This is a genomic window from Gilvimarinus sp. F26214L, assembly GCF_054401055.1.
This window is the reverse complement of sequence record NZ_JBTIYG010000006.1, coordinates 220,350-238,358: the sequence shown is the minus strand read 5'-3', so window position 1 is coordinate 238,358 and position 18,009 is coordinate 220,350. Positions and strand designations below refer to the sequence as shown.

Genomic DNA, 18,009 nt, shown 5'->3' with positions numbered 1-18,009 from the left:
CGTCAGAGGTTCGACCAATTTGCAGGAGCAAATTGGGACAGCGTAACGAAGTGAAGCTGCCCCGAAGGGGTGAGCGCCAGGACGGCGCGAATCTATCCTCCCACCCCAGCCATATATTTAAAGCCACAGAACATAGAATTCTCTGGCTTGTTGGCTAAAACCAACACTGCTGACCGTGGGAGGGTTCGAACCGTTAGAGGTTCGACCAATTTGCAGGAGCAAATTGGGACAGCGTAACAAAGTGAAGCTGCCCCGAAGGGGTGAGCGCCAGGACGGCGCGAATCTATCCTCCCACCCCAGCCATATTCCCTCATCGGCAACACCTTAAGATGCCGACACATCAAGAAAAGCAGTCCCGAAGCAAGGTCCTCGACATGGCAGACTTAATGGTCTTTACCGGCAACGCTAATCCCAAGTTGGCGGAGAGGGTCGTGTCGAAACTTGGCATACCCATGGGTGATGCCACCGTCAGCAAATTCTCCGACGGCGAGATCAATATCGAGCTGAACGAAAACGTTCGCGGTCGGGACGTTTTTGTTCTGCAACCCACCTGCGCGCCCACCAACGACAACATCATGGAACTGATTGTGATGGTGGACGCTCTGCGCCGCGCATCCGCGGGCCGTATCACTGCCGTTGTCCCCTACTTCGGGTACGCACGCCAGGATCGTCGCGTGCGCTCCGCGCGAGTGCCTATCAGCGCCAAGGTGGTGGCGGACATGATGGTCAGTGTCGGTATCGACCGGGTGCTGACTGTCGATCTGCACGCGGAACAGATACAGGGCTTTTTCGATGTGCCCGTGGACAACGTCTACGGTTCACCCGTACTGCTTTCAGACATCGAGCGTCAGAATCCGGAAGCGCCCATCGTGGTATCCCCGGATATCGGCGGCGTGGTTCGCGCCCGCGCGGTGGCCAAGCAACTGGACATTGATCTGGCGATCATCGACAAACGCCGCCCCACCGCCAATGCCTCCGAGGTCATGAATCTGATCGGCGAGGTGGAAGGCCGCACCTGTCTGCTGGTCGACGACATGGTGGATACCGCCGGGACACTGTGCAACGCGGCCGCTGCGCTGAAACACCGGGGCGCCAGTGCTGTTATCGCCTACTGTACCCACCCGGTGCTGTCCGGCAAGGCGATCGACAACATCAATGGGTCCCAACTGGACGAGTTGGTCGTGACTGACTCGATTCCGCTGAGCGCCGCTGGCGAAGCCTGCCAACGCATTCGCGTGCTGACGCTGAGTACGATGCTGGCTGAGGCCATGCGCCGCATCAGCAATGAAGAATCACTGAGCGCAATGTTCAATTGAGCTCATTCATTCCCCCGGGCGTCTCCGGGGGCTGACCAAAGTCCATAGCCAGTCGGTCGCAGGCTGCTATGGATTTATTTTATGAGGATAAGGCAAATGTCTACAGAAGACTTCACATTGAATGCCGAAGCCCGAGCCGACGTGGGGAAAGGTGCGAGCCGCCGCCTGCGTCGCGAGGGCGGAAAAGTACCGGCGATTATCTACGGTGGTGAAAAAGAGCCGGAGAACATCACGATTCCCCACAAGGATCTGGTGAAGCAGCTTGAGAACGAAGCGTTCTACTCGCATATCATCTCCATCAAGCAGGGCAGCAACAGTCAAGACGTGATCCTGAAGGACCTGCAGCGCCACCCGGCCAAGAATCAGATCCTGCACGCTGACTTCATGCGCGTTTCCAGCACCAAGAAACTGCAGACCAAGGTTCCGCTGCACTTCCTCAATGAGGACATCTGCGCAGGCGTGAAAATGCAGGGCGGCACCATTGCCCACAGCATGACCGAACTGGACGTCTCCTGCCTGCCTGGCGACCTCCCCGAGTTCATCGAAGTGGATATGGCCGAGGTTCAGGCCGGTCAGATCGTGCATATCTCCGACCTCAAACTGCCCAAGGGCGTTGAGTCTGTGGACCTTTCCCACGGCGCGGACCACGACCTTCCGGTAGTGACCGTCAACAAGCCGAAATCCGGCGGTACCGAGGAAGGCGGTGAGGAAGAAGCTGCAGAGGGCGAATAGGCCGTCTGCTGCTTCCTCAAGTGTTTTCCCTCAATCTAGCTGAGTGGATCCATTGAGCATTAAACTCATGGTGGGCCTGGGCAACCCAGGCCCCGAGTACCAGGACACTCGCCACAATGCCGGGGCCATTCTCGTCGAAGAGTTCGCGCGCCGGCATCGGCTCACCCTTGCTCCAGAAAACAAGTTCTCCGGGCTCACCGGCCGTCTTAAGGTGGCGGGCGAGGACCTCCGTTTGCTGATCCCCACCACTTATATGAACCGCAGCGGCCAGGCCGTGGCGCCCATGGTCAATTTCTTCAAGATTCCCCCGGAAGAGGTCCTGGTGGTTCACGATGAGATCGACCTGCCGCCGGGTACTGTCCGCTTCAAGAAAGGAGGTGGTGCCGGCGGCAATAACGGCCTGAAGGACATCATTCGTGCCCTCGGAAACAATAACGGCTTCAAACGTCTGAGAATAGGCGTCGGTCATCCGGGCTCGGCTTCCCAGGTGGCCGCTTACGTACTGCGCAAGGCGCCCGCCGACGAGTACCAGCTGACCCAGGACAGCATCGAGCGCGCGATTGAGGTACTCCCAACCGCAATCGCCGGCGACTGGGAGAAGGCCATGCGCGACCTACACACAGCTCCCGCCGGATAAATACAGGAGCGATCCACTCCCTGTTCTTTTCCAGCGGGGTTCACACAAGAGATCAGATTTATGGGTTTCAATTGCGGCATTGTCGGCCTGCCCAACGTGGGTAAGTCCACGCTTTTCAATGCGCTCACCGAAGCGGGCATCGACGCAGAGAACTTCCCTTTCTGCACCATCGAGCCGAACACCGGGATCGTCCCGGTGCCGGATCCGCGCCAGAAAAAACTCGCGGAAATCGTCAAGCCCGAGAAGGTGATCCCCACCACGATGGAATTCGTGGACATTGCGGGCCTGGTGGCCGGGGCGTCCAAGGGTGAGGGTCTCGGCAACCAATTTCTCGCCAACATCCGGGAAACCGATGCCATCGCCCATGTGGTTCGCTGCTTTGAAGACGAGAACGTTATTCACGTGGAGGGCAAGATCAATCCCGAGGGGGACATCGAGGTGATCAACACCGAACTGGCCCTCGCGGACCTGGACACGGTCGAGAAGGCCCTGCAGCGCTTTACCCGCGCAGCCAAGGGGCAGGACAAACACGCGATCGCCATGAAGGCGCTGCTTGAAAAGATTCTGCCCCACCTGAATGAAGCCAGGCCCCTGCGCTCATTCGGCCTCGACGACGCTGAACGTGCACAGCTCCGGGAGCTGTCCCTGCTGACCCTCAAGCCCACCATGTACATCGCCAACGTGGACGAGGGCGGGTTCGAGAACAATCCCCACCTGGACACCGTGCGCCGCATCGCGGACGCCGAGGGCGCGGTGGTGGTGCCCATCTGCAACAAACTCGAGGCGGAGATCGCCGAGTTGGAAGAAGACGAGAAGGCCGAATTTCTGGCCGAGCTCGGAATGGAAGAAGCAGGGCTGGACCGGGTCATCCGAGCCGGCTATGAGCTGCTGGGCCTGCAGACCTACTTCACCGCCGGGGTCAAGGAAGTTCGCGCCTGGACGATCCCGGTGGGTGCCTCCGCGCCCAAGGCCGCCGGCAAGATCCACACGGATTTCGAGAAGGGCTTTATCCGGGCCGAAGTGGTCGCCTATGAGGACTTTATAGCCTGCAACGGTGAGGCTGGCGCTAAAGAAGCCGGCAAATGGCGGCTGGAAGGCAAGGACTACATCGTCCAGGACGGCGATGTCATCCACTTCCGCTTCAACGTCTGAGCCGTCGGAGCTGGCCTGGTCGGCTGGAGGGCGGTCAATTTCCAGAGTCTTGACAAAGAAATGCCGACTGATCAGAATACCGGCCCTCTCGCCATGACCCTCCGTCAGCGGCGAGAGCCCGGTTTTCAGAACGGGCTGTTCAATGTGGCAAGGTAGCTCAGCTGGTTAGAGCACAGCATTCATAATGCTGGGGTCGCGAGTTCAAGTCTCGCCCTTGCTACCATTTTTCCCCGGAGGACCTGCTCCCTCTCCCTGTTTTTTCCTCCTCGAAGGACGCCTGGTCGGCGGGCAATCCTTCTCTCGGTCACCCTGCCGGGACCCGGCTGTCATTACCCCCGCCCTGACTCGTGGCCGGTCTTCATCTCACTCCTTCGGCTCACTCGTTCACACAGCAAACTCCCACTAATTCCGACGAAAAAGAGCTCAGCAGTCGCCCATTGTAAAACTTGCAAATTAATCGAGGGACTGTGATCGCTTACACACAAATAAACGGCGCGTAAATTTTCCACTGATACACTCAATGAAGAACCAAACGCCAATTTTCCCTGCGGTACTTCTTGGGTGTAGTTGTAATGTCTCGATCTCTGAACGATCTTTTCTCCAGTAAAAAATTATTTCTTGTGTGTCTTACTTCCGCTGCGGTCACCCTCAGCGCCTGCGGAGGTGGAAGTTCCGGAAGCGGCGACGGGGGCGAAGCGGACTCTGGCAAGCCCTACCCTCCCGCGGAACCCGCTCCCACGCCGGAACCGCCCCCCGATGAAACTCCCGAGGATCCCGTCGGGGGTGAACCTTCAGAGCCCGACGAAGAGGATGCTCCGGAACCCGTGAATCCCGGCTTCGCGCTGTATGTTGCCGACCAGGATGTGCAGGGACAGTACGAAATCTACAGCTTCGACCCCGGCACGGAATCGGTGCGGAAGATCAACCGAGATCTGATTGAATGCTCTGGTGTTCTGACCGGTATTGGCTGGACCGCGGACTTGAGCCGGGTGCTTTATTCCGGCAGCCAGGACGATAGCGGGCAGATCCAACTTTACAGCGTCAAGCGTGACGGGTCCGAGCGAGTTCGGCTGAATGGTGATTTGATCGAAGGCGGCAATGTCTCTTTCTTCGCCGCATCGCCAGACAACAAGTTTGTGGCATACGTTGCGGACCAGGACATGGACGGTCGGGACGAAGTCTACAGTGTGAGCCTGGATGGTACGACCCGAGTAAAACTGAACGGGACCCTGCCGGCGAACGGTGACGTGGGCAAAATTGCCTGGGCTCCGGATGGTTCACGCCTTGTCTACGAAGCTGACCAGAACAGCGACGGGGTCGTAGAAATCTTCAGCGTGCGTCCGGACGGCAGCGACCGTGTGCGGATCAATGGTGCGCTGGTGAGCGAGGGGAGCGTTGCGGAGTGGCAATGGGCTCCGGACGCATCACACGTGGTGTACCTGGCCAATCAGGACACCAGTAATGTCTACGAACTCTACAGCGCAAAGCCCGACGGATCCAAAGTGATCAAGCTGAACGGATCTCTTGGGAATCTCGGAGACGTCGTGGAAGGCAATTGGCTGATCAGCCCTCGCGGGACTCACGTCATCTACCAGGCGGACCAGGACACCAACCAGGTTTTCGAGATCTACAGCGCGGCCCTCGACGGCTCCAGCATTCACAAACTGAACGGAAGCTTGCCCACCAACGGCACCGTTTCACAATGGCAGTGGGCGCCGAACGGCAGCCGCGTCAGTTACGTGGCGGATGAGCAGGCGCTCGGCGAGTTCAACCTTTATAGCGTCAGCCTGGACGGAGAGAATCGGGTGGCCCTGAATCTCCCGCTGGTGTCCGGCGGAAGCTTCCAGTCAGTCAAGTGGGCTCCGGATAGTTCGCGGGTCTTTTATAGCGCCGAACAGGAGAACGCGGGCAGCTTCGAATTGTTCAGTGCAGCCGCGGATGGTAGCAGCCTGGAAAAGCTCAGTGGCGAGTTTGTCAGCGGTGGCAGCATTCCCGCGGCCGACGCGTGGCAGGTCTCTCCCGACAGCGGGTGGGTTGCCTACCGGGCCGATCAATCCCAGGACGGCATCTTCGAGCTGTTTGTTGTCCCGAGTGATGGTTCGGAAGCAGCGGTAAAGGTCAGCGGAAACCTGGTATCCGGTGGGGACGTTACGGGCCTCCAGTGGTCCGCGGACAGCAGTCAAATGCTGTACACGGCCGATCAGCGCACCAACGACTCGGTCGAATTGTTCACTGCGAACCTCGACGGAAGCAGCTTCAAGAAAGTGAATGCCCAACTGGCCGATGGCGGCAGCGTTATGAATGCGATCTGGGTCAGGGAAGCGCCCTGATCAAATCACTGTGATGCTGCCACAGCCTGGCGGGCCGAACGTGGATGTTCGGCCTGCCAGGCTGTGGATTGAGTCTTATGAAGTGCGGGCAAGCGGTTGCTGCCCCATGAAAGAGCTGTTGGTCGCTGCTGGCAATACGAAGCATCGGCCGGCCAGCCGCGCTCTCCAAGTCCAGCTTTGAGTATCAGAACGTAATGGTATGGCCCTTGCGCCGCAACCAGTTCAGTTGCTTTTCGTACCCCGGATGAAGGCGGCCCACCAACTCCCAGAACGCGGGGCTGTGATTCAGATGGACCAGGTGACTCACTTCATGGGCCACGAGGTAATCAACAACCGGTTCAGGCGCGGCCATGATCTGCCAGTTGTACTGGATGATTCCTTCCGCCGTGCAGTGGCCCCACTTGGTTTTGGTCAGACGCAGACGAACCCCCGCGTAGGTGCCGCCGAGGCGCCCAACATAGTAGTCAGTTTTCTCGGTCAGGATTCGCTTGGCCTGACTCCGATACCATTGCCAGACAGCCTTGCGTACGGTTTCGGGGTGCCTGTCCTCACCTGCGAGGCCCACGAGCAGGGTTTCACCCACCCGTTCCACGTGGTTCTTCTTGCCCCGACAGATCTGCAGGCGGCAGCGCTGCCCGAGGAAGTCGAACATTTCACCGTCGACGTAGCGCTTCGGCACGATCTCTCTTGCGCGCAGCCGGTGCTTTTCCAGAATCCGGTGGACCCAGGCACGCTTACGCTCCAGAAAGTCCATCCCCTCGTCGTTGGATACAAAGCTGGGCAGCAGCAGATGAACCTCGCCATGCCGCACACTGATCTCAAGGGTTCGCCGGCGAGGCGATCGCTTGAGAACAACGTCGAAACCGAGAGTGGATGCAGTTGCCCAATGTGACACCGCGAGTGCGGCTGATTTGGATTTCCGTGGCATTGCTCGTTAGTGTTGTTGTGGGTTACTCAAAGGCTTTGCCCGGCCCACACAGAAGCCTCCAGGGGCAAAGCTGGATTGAGTATAGCAGCTGGTTACGGTTGAGCCCGGCGACCCTGTCCGGCCGATTTGTGATTATTGTCCCACTGCGCAAGGTTCAAATAGCGCAGCTTCCGGTCAGCGCCAGGCGCAGCGCACCGAAACGCCAGCCCACCGTAGATTGGGTTAGCGAAGCGCAACCCAACATCTCCCCGCGCTTCAGCGGGAGTCCGGTGAAACCGGTCGACCTCTGAAGGCCTCGACAATGTCGATCGGCAAGGGAAAAACAATGGTGCTGTTGTTGTCACCCGCGATCTGGGTCAGCGTCTGCAGGTAACGGAGCTGAAGTGCCTGGGGCTGCTCGGCCAGGCGCGAAGCCGCGCCCAGGAGTTTCTCGGCAGCCTCGAACTCGCCCTGGGCGTGAATGACTTTCGCCCGCCGTTCGCGTTCCGCTTCCGCCTGACGGGCGATGGCCCGGATCATACTTTCGTCGAGGTCGACGTGCTTGATTTCAACGTTGGCGACCTTGATTCCCCAGGCATCCGTCTGCCGGTCGAGAATGTCCTGGATATCCGCGTTCAGTTTGTCCCGCGCGGCCAACATCTCGTCCAGTTCATGCTGCCCAAGCACCGACCGCAGGGTAGTCTGGGATAGCTGACTGGTCGCTTCCAGGAAATTTTCCACCTGAATGATCGCCCGCTGGGCATCCACTACCCGGAAGTAGATCACCGCGTTCACCTTCACGGAAACGTTGTCCAGGGAGATTACGTCCTGGGTGGGAACATCCATGACCAGGGTGCGAAGATCGACTCGCACCATCTGTTGGATCAGCGGGATGACGATGACGAGGCCCGGTCCTTTCACCTTGTAAAAGCGCCCCAGTGTGAAGACTACGCCGCGCTCATACTCACGCAGAATTCGAAACGCGGAAATCAACAGCAGAACAACAATGACCGCCAGGGTGATGGCGAAGTAGTTCATGTCTATTCCTCCAGTTTGTCCACTGTAAGCACCAGGTCGCGCAGTGCTCTCACTTTTACGCGGTCACCCGGCCGCAGGGGCAAGTCGCTGCGCACGTGCCAAAGCTCCCCCTGCACTCGAACCAGGGGCCCGCGTGCGCCCACTTGCTCGACCGTGCCCACTGCACCGATAAGGCTCTCGGCACCGCTGACCACCGCATGCTGACGGGACTTGAACAGCATACCGAGCACGAAAACCAGCATCCCCACACTGGCCAGGGCGAGCGCCAGGATAACCGGCAATGCAATGCGGTAGGCGGGCAGCTCCGTGTCCATGAGAATGATCGATCCGATCACAAACGCTGCGGCCCCACCCACCCCCAGAGCACCGAAACTGGGGACGAAGGCCTCGGCGGCCATGAGACCCAACCCGACAACGATCAGCCCCAGCCCCACGTAGCTGACCGGAAGCACCTGGAACGCGTAGAGAGCGAGCAGCAGGCAAATGGCACCGATAATCCCCGGCCCACCGATTCCCGGATTGCTGAATTCGAAGATCAGGCCGTAGATTCCGACCAGCATGAGGATGTAGGCCACATTGGGATTGGTAATGACCGCCAGAAAACGGCTGCGCCAATCAGGTTCCGCCCGCACTATGGAAGCATTTTCTGTTTTCAGAGTCAGGGCGCCTCCGTCCATGGCCACCTGGCGTCCGTCCAGTTGGCGGAGAAGATCGTCCATGTCCGCGGCGACTATTTCGATCACATCCATACCCAGAGCCTGCTGAGCAGAGAGACTGACCCCCTCGCGTACGGCACGCTTTGCCCACTCGCTGTTGCGCCCCCGCAACTCGGCCAGGCTTTCGATGTACGCCATCGCATCGTTGACTATCTTCCGCTCCATGGCTGAGCCGGGTTGTGTCTGTTCCTGGCCATTGTCGTCCGGTGCGGAGTCCGGCATACCGGGAGCGGCAATCTGAACCGGAGTGGCCGCTCCGAGATTGGTGGCGGGCGCCATGGACGCCACATGGGAGGCGTACAGAATGTAAGTGCCCGCGCTCGCGGCGCGCGCGCCAGAGGGAGCCACGTAGGTCACTATCGGGATGGGCGAAGAGAGGATGGCCTGAATGATGGTGCGCATGGAAGGGTCGAGCCCACCCGGCGTATCCATCTGCAGTATAACGAAGCCGGCGCCTTCGCGCTCCGCCCGTTCAATGCCGCGCCGAACGTAGTCCGCGCTGGCGGGGCCGATTACATCCTGCACCAGCAGCAACCAGCCGGTTTGTTCAGCCTCCGGCTCCGACTGAGCCACAGCCACAGCCACAGCAGACAGACACAGGACAATGACGCACAGAACACCGGCGGCAAGGAAGTGGAACGTATGTGGAAACCTCTTCGCACGGACAAGCATGGGATGCCCCGAAAGAGAGTTGTGGGTGCCAACCATAAAGGCGATCAAATTCCAGACCACCGAGGGTAGCACCGGGCGACCCCTGCTGGAAAGCATGGCATCTGTGGAGATTCCCCGGCTGACTATGGTCAAGGAAGCGGAACCAGTATAATGGCCCGCCCGGCGCAAACCGCCGCGCCACCACTCCATTCATTTCATCAATTCGAGGGCATCCAGTTGTATTTGGACACAGCAGATTCAGAGCAGTGTAAGCAGTGGGAACGCGAACTCGCAGAGCAGTACGAGGCGTTGAAACAACAGGGATTGAGCCTGGATATTACGCGAGGCAAACCCTCGAGTGAGCAATTGGCCCTGTCTGACGCGCTGGATGGCATTCTGGACGGCAACTATCGCGCCGCGGATGGCACCGACACGCGCAACTACGGCGGTCTGGACGGACTGCCGGAAGCGAAGCAGCTCGGCTCCATTCTGCTGGGACTGCCCGCGGAACAGATCCTGGTGGGAGGCAACAGCAGCCTCAACCTCATGTTTCAGGCGGCGATGACGGCGCATTTCTTCGGGCTGGGCGGTGAGAACAGCGCCTGGAGCAAACACGGCCCCGTCAAATTCATCTGCCCGGTGCCCGGTTACGATCGGCACTTCACGGTGACCGAGACGCTCGGAATTGAAATGGTGACTGTACCCATGACTGCCGACGGCCCCGACATGGACGCGGTGGAAGCGCTTATCCGCGAGGACAAAAGCATTCGCGGCATGTGGAACGTACCGCGCTTTTCCAACCCGACCGGTGTCGTATACAGCGATGAGACAGTCAGGCGTATTGCAGCACTGGGAACGATCGCCCACCCCGACTTCCGCGTTTTCTGGGATAACGCGTACGCCGTTCATCAACTGAATGACGACGCACCGGCTCTCGCCAACATCGCCGAGTATTGTCGGGAATTGGGCACAGAGGACAGCGTGCTGCAATTTGCCTCCACATCCAAGATCACCCACGCAGGTGCTGGGGTCTCCTTCCTGGGCGCGTCGGCCTCCAATCTGGCGGCGATCAAAAAGGTTCTGGCGGCCAGTACCATTGGGCCGGACAAGGAGAACCAGCTGCGTCACTGCAAGCTCATTCCCGATGAAGCCGCGCTTCGTTCACTCATGAAGAAGCACGCCGACTTGCTGCGCCCGCGCTTTGAGACCGTTTTGGACAAACTGGCCGACGCCTTCGAAGACTCGGACCTGGGAAGCTGGGAATATCCCCAGGGCGGGTATTTTGTTTCCTTCGATTCGCGCCCGGGATGTGCGCAGGAGATCGTCAAGCTCGCCGCCGAAGCCGGCGTGAAACTGACACCTGCCGGTGCCACCTTCCCTTACGGAACAGACCCGGAGGACCGCAATATCCGCATTGCGCCCTCGGTCCCGACCGTGGCGGAGATTGCCACTGCGATGGACGTGTTCGTGGTGTGTGTGAAACTGGCTTCTGTGCGGCAGAAGCTGAAAGGTTAAACGTGTAATTGGCGGAGTCCCTCAGGACTCCGCCGAGTCACGACCCGCTAACGAACCGGGAATCCGCGATCCCTCATCAACGCTTCAATTTGCGCATCCCGTCCTCTGAACGCGCGGTAGGCTTCGGCCGGGTCCACCGCATTGCGGGGAGCGAACAGATGCTCCACCAGCTTCGCGGCCACCTCCTCGTCATAAAAACCACCCTCGGCTTCGGCAAACGCTTCGGCGGCATCTGCGGTCAGAACGTCGGCCCACATGTAACCGTAGTAGCCCGCGGAATAGCCCTCACCGGAGAAGATGTGTCCGAAATGCGGTGACCGGTGGCGCATCACCAACTCACCGGGCATTCCCAGTTCTTCCAGTGTCTCACGCTCGAACGCGTCCGGGTCGATGTCGGTGGGGTCAGCCGTGTGGAACTTCATGTCCACCAGTGCGGATGCCAGGTACTCCGTGGTGGCAAAGCCCTGATTGAAAGTGGCGGCCTTTTTAATCTTCTCCACGAGCTCCGCCGGAATCGGTTCGCCGGTTTTGTAATGCACGAGGTAGTTGTCGATCACCTCGTCCGTGGAAAGCCAGCGCTCCAGCAATTGGGACTGGAACTCCGTGTAGTCGCGCACTCCGCCGTTCAGGGTGGGATAGCTGACCCTGGAGGCCAGAAAATGCAGCGCATGACCGAATTCATGGAAGAAGGTCTGCGCATCATCCCAACTTACCAGTACCGGTTCGCCCGGCGCTCCCTTGATGAAGTTCGAGTTGTTGGAGGCCAGTACCGTCTTTTTGCCGTCGAAGGTAGTGTGATCACGATACATTGTGGCCCAGGCACCGGAGCGCTTGCCTGAACGGGCGAAGGGATCCAGGTACCACAGGCCCACGTGCTCACCAGTGCTCCGGTCGGTGACTTCCCACACTTCGACATCCTCGTGGAAGGTCGGCACCGAGCCCGCTTTGACCGGTGTAAAGCCGAAGTCGAACAACTCTCCTGCGACGAAGAACATGGCTTCGCGCAGCTTGTCCAGTTGCAGGTACTGCTTCACTTCGTCCGAGTCGAGATCGTACTTGGCCTTGCGGACTTTCTCTGCGTAGTAGCGGTAATCCCAGGGAGCAATGGTAATGTCCGCTCCTTCGGAATCGGCCACCGCCTGCATGTCCGCCACTTCTTCCTGCACCCGGGCAACGGCTGCCGGCCATACGGCTTCCATCAACTCGGCGGCCCGCTCGGGCGTTTTCGCCATGCGATTCTGCAGGCGCCACTGAGCGTAATTGTCGAAGCCCAACAGCTCCACACGCTCGTCCCGCAGCTTGAGAATCTCCGCGATGATGGCGTTGTTGTCATGCTCGTCGCCGTTGTCACCGCGACTGTAATAATTGTTCCAGACTTGCTTACGCAGCTCGCGGTTATCCGAGTAGGTCAGGAACGGGTCCATGGAGGAGCGGGTATTGGTGATAGCGTACTTGCCCTTCTGTCCTTTTTCTTCGGCGAGGGCCGCTGCCGCGTCGACAAAGGATTGAGGCAGACCGCCCAGTTGATCCGCGGTGAGGAAGATATCGTAGCCCTCCTCATCCGCCAGAACATTGTTGGCGAATTCTGTATGCAGTTGCGCCAGCCGCTGATTGATCTGTGCATAGCGCTGCCTGGCCTCGCCCTCCAGAGTGGCTCCGTTGGTGGCGAACTGATCGTAGACCAGCTCCACAACACGCTTCTGCTCCCCGGTCAGTCCGGCCTTGTCACGCTGTTGATACACGGCTTCCACCCGTTCGAACAGCTCCCGGTTCTGGATGATCCGGGATCGGAATTCCGCCAGCTTCGGTGCCATTTCACGCTGGATTTCCCGGAATTCCGGAGAGGACATGTTGGAGCTCCAGATCCCGTAGTATGCATACACCCGGTCCAGTTCCGCTCCACTGCGCTCCAGCTCTTCAATGGTGTTGGCGAACGTGGGCGCTTGGGGGTTGGCGGTGATGGCTTCGATCTCGTCCAGGTTCTTCTGCATGGCCAACTCGAGCGCCGGCTTCAGGTCGGCCAGACGCATGGTGTCGAAGGCGGGCACACCGCCGTAGGGGCCGCTCCACTCCGCCAACAGCGGGTTATCCGCCGCAGCGGTGGTCGACTGCTGGTCGGCAGGGATATCGCTCGTGGCAGTAGTCGACTGCCCGGTCTCTTTGCTGCATCCGCCGGTCGCCAACGCGGCGGCGACGGACAGCGCGATCAAAGTCTGACGCATATTCGTTCCTCGGTTTTCAGAAGGCGGAAATTCGGCTTTATCGGAATTGTGCCGATCCCACCGGTCAAGTTTGGAGCGCGCGAGCCCGGCTGGGGCTCAACGGCTGTACGGAAGGTAATGTAGCATGGGAACCATCGTTTGGGTTCGCGGCGGCTAAGCGGATGGAGGGAATGTGGGGCACTCGATGCGTTCAGCTGTTGGGTTACGGCCTTCGGCCTAACCCAACCTACGGGAACCCAGCGACCTGCGGTTGTAGGTTGGGTTAGCGCAGCGTAACCCAACAATGCGGTAGGCCCGACCTCTCCCTGTTGGGTTACGGCCTTCGGCCTCAACCTACGGGAACCCAGCGATGCTGGTCGTAGGTTGGGTTAGCGCAGCGTAACCCAACAATGCGGAGGTCCCGATCTCTCTCCGTTGGGTTACGGCCTTCGGCCTAACCCAACCTACGGGAACCCGGCGGCCTGCGGTTGTAGGTTGGGTTAGCGCAGCGTAACCCAACAATGCGGTATGCCCCGATGTCCGCCTGTTGGGTTACGGCCTTCGGCCTAGCCCAACCTACCTTCCGACCGCAGATCGTGCGTCTCTATACCAGATTCAGGCGATCGTCCTGGGTGAAGGCTTTCAATTGGTCGAACTGACCGTTCTTCACCTTGTCGGCCCAATCGGGATTCGCCAGCAGTGCACGGCCAACGGCGATCAAATCGAACTCGCCACGTTCCATGCGCTCCACGAGATTATCGATGCTGGCCACCTGCGCGCCCGCCCCGCCGAAGGAGGCGATGAATTCTCCGTCAAGGCTCACACTGCCCACGCTGATGGACGGCTTGCCGGTAATTTCCTTCGTCCAACCGGCCAGGTTCAGATCGGAACCGTCGAATTCCGGCTCCCAGAAGCGGCGCTGGCTGCAGTGGAAGATGTCCACACCCGCTTCGCTCAGGGGCGCCAGAAACTCGGCCAGCTCCTCCGGGTTCTGTGCCAGTTTCACGGTGTAGTCCTGCTGCTTCCATTGAGACCAGCGCAGGATGATGGGGAAATCCTCGCCGCACAGCGCGCGGATACGCTTGATGATTTCCACTGCGAAACGGGTGCGCTTCTGGAGACTGCCTCCGAAGTCATCATCCCGCTCGTTGGTGGCCGCCCAGAAAAACTGGTCAATGAGATAGCCGTGGGCGCCGTGGACCTCCACCCCGTCGAAGCCGAGGTTTTTCGCATTCAGGGCGGCCTGTCCATATGCTTCGATCAGATCTTCGATCTCTGCAACCGTGAGCGGCTCGAAGATTTTCTTGCCCGGCGCCACCAGCCCTGACGGTGAAGCGCTGGGCGCGTCCGGGAAGGGACCGGTTCCCGGACGACGTGTGGAACCCACGTGCCAGATTTGCGGGACCATTTTGCCACCTTCCGCGTGCACTGCATCCAGAACTTTCTTCCATCCCGCCAGTGAGGCATCTCCGTAGAAGAAGGGCACTTTTACATCGTCCGTCGCGGCGGGATGATCGATGACAGTGCCTTCCGTAACAATCAGACCGGTTCCTCCGGCGGCTCGTTTGCGGTAGTACTCCACAACGTCATCGCCCGGAACGCCGTTGGGAGAAAAGCTGCGGGTCATGGGCGCCATAACGACGCGGTTTTTCAAAGTCAGCTTGGGATGTTCGAAAGGTTTGAATAGTACGTCTTGACTCATGGTGCTCCCCAGGTTGACGAGCGCTGCATGCGAGCGCCCGGTGACGAGACGTTCAGGGGTCTCAGGATAGGAATTCAATGATATTTTGCGCGACCACTTCGGGTTGTTCAGCGTGCAGCCAGTGGCTGGCGTTTTCTACGGTCACGATTTCGAAGTCGGGAAATTTCCTCGCAATCTCCTCCTTGTTGCGCTCGGCGATGTAGTTGGACTTGGCACCGCGCAGAAAGAGGGTCGGCCCCGCAAATGGGCGTTCGTCGCACACGGACAACCGCAAGCTGTCGTAGTCCTTGAGTATCGTGGGTACGTTCAGGCGCCAGCGATAGCCACCCCCGTCCTGCCGCTCCAGGCTTTTCAGAATAAACTGCCGCACCGCTGCCTCGTCCACGAAGCGGGCCAGCTCCTGATCCGCCTCCCGCCGCGAACTGACCGCTGCCGGCTGCACATGCTGAAGCCCATCGAGAATGGCATTGTGATGAGAGGGATAACTCACCGGTGCGATGTCCGCCACCACCAGTTTACGCACCCGCTGCGGGTGTTGGCAGGCAAACTCCATCCCCACCTTGGCGCCCAGGGAGTGGCCGAACAGAAATACAGAGTCGAGGCCGTGGCGATCCAGGAACTGGAGCAGATCGTCGGCCATTTCCGAGAAGGACATGCTGTCCGCGTGGGGGGAACGGCCGTGATTGCGAAGGTCCAGCCGGTAAAGAGTAAACTTTTTTTCGAGGATGCGGCTGATCGCGCCAAGGTTTTCCAGAGAGCCAAACAAACCGTGCATCATCACCAGCGCTGGCCCTTGCCCGCTCTTCTCGAAATGGAGCTGCATTCGATCTCTACCTCAACTGTTTTGCGCGCGGCATAAACCCGGTAACTTCAAGCTGAACGGGCTATGGCCGGAAACGTGCCTTTACGGAATCAGGAATCCCCGGGCGTCGGAGCCATACCCTTGGGAAAGGGAAACTGGGCGACCTTGTCGCCGGGCTGGATGTCGGTGACCTTGCTTGCGCCTTCTTTCTCCACTTCATCGATGCGCACGATGGAGTGCATCGGAATGTAGGATCGCCGAACCTTGGCAAACTCGCCCTTGAGTTTTTCCTCACCCGGATCCACGATCATCTGGGAGCGTTCGCCAAACACAAACTCTTCGATCTCGATGAAACCGTACATCTCACTCTGGTAGATGGCACGGGCGTAAACTTCATATACCTGGCCCTGGTTATAAAAAATAACCTTGTAGATCGGGTTGGACATACCTTGGTCTCGTTGCTTGCTAGTCGACATTGTCCAGAGCTCCAGCGGCACTGTTTAACATCGGTTGCGCGGCGGGTCGGGAAGGGGTCGTCGGGCTCCCCGTTCCCGCGTCGGACAACTGCATTTACGGGCGCCGAACGGGCGGACAGAAGGCGCGCAAGATACCACAGTTGGGGGCGGATCGCTTGAATGCAAGGCGTTGCCGGCAATTTCCGGGCCGCACCCGTGGCCTGCCGGTCGCGGGCCACTCACGGGTGGCTATAAAACCAGCGCCCGCACCAGTATAATTGCGCCCCCACGATTTCCGCGTCCCGGCAGCGACGCCCCAATCACCGACTATTCTGTCAGGAAATTTTCATGTCCTCCGAAAACGCCGTCAAAAAGCTCTACATCAAGACCCACGGTTGCCAGATGAACGAGTACGACTCGGCCCGTATGCGCGACCTGTTGGGCGAGTCGCACCAGATGGTGCCGACCGACAGCCCGGAGGACGCGGACGTGCTGCTGATCAACACCTGCTCCATTCGGGAAAAAGCCCAGGAGAAGCTTTTTCACCAATTGGGTCGCTGGAAGCAATACAAGGAGCGCAACCCCGGGCTGGTGATCGGTGTGGGCGGGTGCGTGGCGAGCCAGGAGGGTGAGGCCATTGCCAAGCGCGCGCCGTTTGTGGATCTGATCTTCGGGCCGCAGACGCTGCATCGACTGCCCGAGATGCTGGAAACGCCGCGGGACAACGGTGCGGTAGTGGTGGACATCAGCTTCCCGGAAGTGGAGAAGTTCGACCGCCTGCCCCAGCCGGAGTCTGACGGGGCCACCGCCTTTGTTTCCATCATGGAAGGTTGCTCCAAGTACTGCAGCTTCTGTGTGGTGCCCTACACCCGCGGCGAGGAAATCAGCCGCCCCCCGGAAGACGTGCTCGCGGAAGTGGCACATCTGGCCTCCCAGGGCGTGCGAGAGGTCAACCTGCTGGGACAGAACGTCAACGCTTACCGGGGCACTGACGGGAACGGCGAACTGGTGGACCTAGCGGAGCTGATCACCGACGTCGCAGCCATCGACGGCATTGACCGGATCCGCTTCACCACCTCCCACCCGGTGGAGTTCTCCGACAGCCTGATTGACGTCTACGCCAAGGTCCCCGAACTGGTGAGTCACTTGCACTTGCCCGTGCAGAGCGGGTCGGACCGCATCCTGGCGGCCATGAAACGCGGCCATACGGCGCTGGAATACAAATCCAAGCTGCGCCGGCTGAAAGCCATTCGGCCCGACATCTGCTTCTCTTCCGATTTCATCGTCGGCTTCCCCGGCGAGACGGATCAGGACTTCGCGGCCACCATGAAGCTGATCGAAGACATCGGTTTCGATATCTCATTCAGCTTCATCTACAGCCCGCGTCCCGGAACCCCGGCTGCCGAGCTGCCCGACGACACCCCCCTGGAGACAAAAAAGCAGCGATTGAGCATTCTGCAGGCCCGCATCAACCAACAGGCCATGGAGATCAGCCGCCGGATGGTGGGGAATGAAGAGCGCATCCTCGTCACCGGTTTCTCCAAGAAGCAGCCGGATCACCTTTCCGGCCGAACGGAGAACAACCGCGTAGTCAACTTCCTCTGTGAAGATGCCTCGCTGATCGGCAAGTTCGCCGTAATCCGGATCGAGGAGGCATTGCCCAACAGCCTGCGGGGCACCCTGATCGACCGCGAATAGAGCTCGTACACCGCGACCGGCGCCCTGTCGACCGGCCTGGGCCCGCCGGTCGCAAATTAACTCGGTTCGTGCTTGATTTCGCGCACGAACGGGCCCACATTGCCTGCAGAGCGACCGAATTCGGACTTTCCAGATTCCCGGGTTTGGAGTACGCTTG

The 18,009-nt window shown here is 59.6% G+C and carries 14 protein-coding genes and 1 tRNA gene; 8 read left to right on the top strand and 7 right to left on the bottom strand.

The features are described 5' to 3' along the window. Window positions 1-374 precede the first annotated feature (374 nt). The 6 genes from ACURWW_RS09135 (at window position 375) to ACURWW_RS09110 (ending at window position 6,167) form a co-directional block, all read left to right on the top strand. The gene (locus tag ACURWW_RS09135) at window positions 375-1,316 is read left to right on the top strand and encodes a ribose-phosphate pyrophosphokinase (RefSeq protein WP_445616503.1); all 942 of its coding nucleotides are present in this window, start codon (window positions 375-377) and stop codon (window positions 1,314-1,316) included. A gap of 96 nt (window positions 1,317-1,412) precedes the next feature. After that, entirely contained in the window at window positions 1,413-2,048 is a 636-nt protein-coding gene (locus ACURWW_RS09130) for a 50S ribosomal protein L25/general stress protein Ctc (RefSeq protein WP_445616502.1), read from the top strand. A gap of 67 nt (window positions 2,049-2,115) precedes the next feature. After that, the gene (gene pth, locus ACURWW_RS09125; protein ID WP_445616525.1) at window positions 2,116-2,685 is read left to right on the top strand and encodes an aminoacyl-tRNA hydrolase; all 570 of its coding nucleotides are present in this window, start codon (window positions 2,116-2,118) and stop codon (window positions 2,683-2,685) included. A gap of 60 nt (window positions 2,686-2,745) precedes the next feature. After that, a complete protein-coding gene (gene ychF / locus ACURWW_RS09120) occupies window positions 2,746-3,837 on the top strand; it encodes a redox-regulated ATPase YchF (protein ID WP_445616501.1) in 1,092 nt (363 codons plus the stop codon). Between the two features lie 146 nt (window positions 3,838-3,983). Continuing rightward, window positions 3,984-4,060: transfer RNA gene (locus ACURWW_RS09115), tRNA-Met, on the top strand. Window positions 4,061-4,409: 349 nt separating this feature from the next. Next, window positions 4,410-6,167 (top strand): hypothetical protein, encoded by a 1,758-nt coding sequence (locus ACURWW_RS09110; protein ID WP_445616500.1) that lies wholly within the window; start codon window positions 4,410-4,412, stop codon window positions 6,165-6,167. Between the two features lie 184 nt (window positions 6,168-6,351). On the opposite strand, the gene ACURWW_RS09105 is transcribed toward ACURWW_RS09110, so the two are convergent. The 3 genes from ACURWW_RS09105 to ACURWW_RS09095 all read right to left on the bottom strand — a co-directional run bounded on the left by ACURWW_RS09105 (window position 6,352) and on the right by ACURWW_RS09095 (window position 9,401). Then, entirely contained in the window at window positions 6,352-7,095 is a 744-nt protein-coding gene (locus ACURWW_RS09105) for a M48 family metallopeptidase (RefSeq protein WP_445616499.1), read from the bottom strand. 255 nt (window positions 7,096-7,350) lie between these two features. Beyond that, a complete protein-coding gene (locus tag ACURWW_RS09100; RefSeq protein WP_445616498.1) occupies window positions 7,351-8,112 on the bottom strand; it encodes a slipin family protein in 762 nt (253 codons plus the stop codon). A gap of 2 nt (window positions 8,113-8,114) precedes the next feature. Continuing rightward, a complete protein-coding gene (locus tag ACURWW_RS09095) occupies window positions 8,115-9,401 on the bottom strand; it encodes an NfeD family protein (RefSeq protein ID WP_445616497.1) in 1,287 nt (428 codons plus the stop codon). Window positions 9,402-9,716: 315 nt separating this feature from the next. Between ACURWW_RS09095 and ACURWW_RS09090 the strand changes: the two genes are divergently transcribed. Further along, window positions 9,717-10,994: an aminotransferase class I/II-fold pyridoxal phosphate-dependent enzyme gene (locus tag ACURWW_RS09090; protein ID WP_445616524.1), complete on the top strand. Its 1,278-nt coding sequence runs from the start codon at window positions 9,717-9,719 to the stop codon at window positions 10,992-10,994. Window positions 10,995-11,041: 47 nt separating this feature from the next. On the opposite strand, the gene ACURWW_RS09085 is transcribed toward ACURWW_RS09090, so the two are convergent. The 4 genes from ACURWW_RS09085 to ACURWW_RS09070 all read right to left on the bottom strand — a co-directional run bounded on the left by ACURWW_RS09085 (window position 11,042) and on the right by ACURWW_RS09070 (window position 16,145). After that, complete coding sequence (locus ACURWW_RS09085; protein WP_445616496.1) at window positions 11,042-13,216, bottom strand: M3 family metallopeptidase; 2,175 nt, start codon at window positions 13,214-13,216, stop codon at window positions 11,042-11,044. Between the two features lie 583 nt (window positions 13,217-13,799). Beyond that, window positions 13,800-14,897 carry an NADH:flavin oxidoreductase gene (locus tag ACURWW_RS09080; RefSeq protein ID WP_445616495.1) on the bottom strand — a complete coding sequence of 366 codons (1,098 nt, stop codon included), beginning with the start codon at window positions 14,895-14,897 and terminating at the stop codon, window positions 13,800-13,802. Window positions 14,898-14,958: 61 nt separating this feature from the next. Continuing rightward, window positions 14,959-15,720, bottom strand: a complete 762-nt coding sequence (locus ACURWW_RS09075) for an alpha/beta fold hydrolase (protein WP_445616494.1) — start codon at window positions 15,718-15,720, stop codon at window positions 14,959-14,961. A gap of 89 nt (window positions 15,721-15,809) precedes the next feature. Next, a complete protein-coding gene (locus ACURWW_RS09070; protein WP_445616493.1) occupies window positions 15,810-16,145 on the bottom strand; it encodes a DUF1820 family protein in 336 nt (111 codons plus the stop codon). Window positions 16,146-16,502: 357 nt separating this feature from the next. Between ACURWW_RS09070 and miaB the strand changes: the two genes are divergently transcribed. Next, the gene (gene miaB / locus ACURWW_RS09065) at window positions 16,503-17,852 is read left to right on the top strand and encodes a tRNA (N6-isopentenyl adenosine(37)-C2)-methylthiotransferase MiaB (protein ID WP_445616492.1); all 1,350 of its coding nucleotides are present in this window, start codon (window positions 16,503-16,505) and stop codon (window positions 17,850-17,852) included. Window positions 17,853-18,009: the final 157 nt, after the last annotated feature.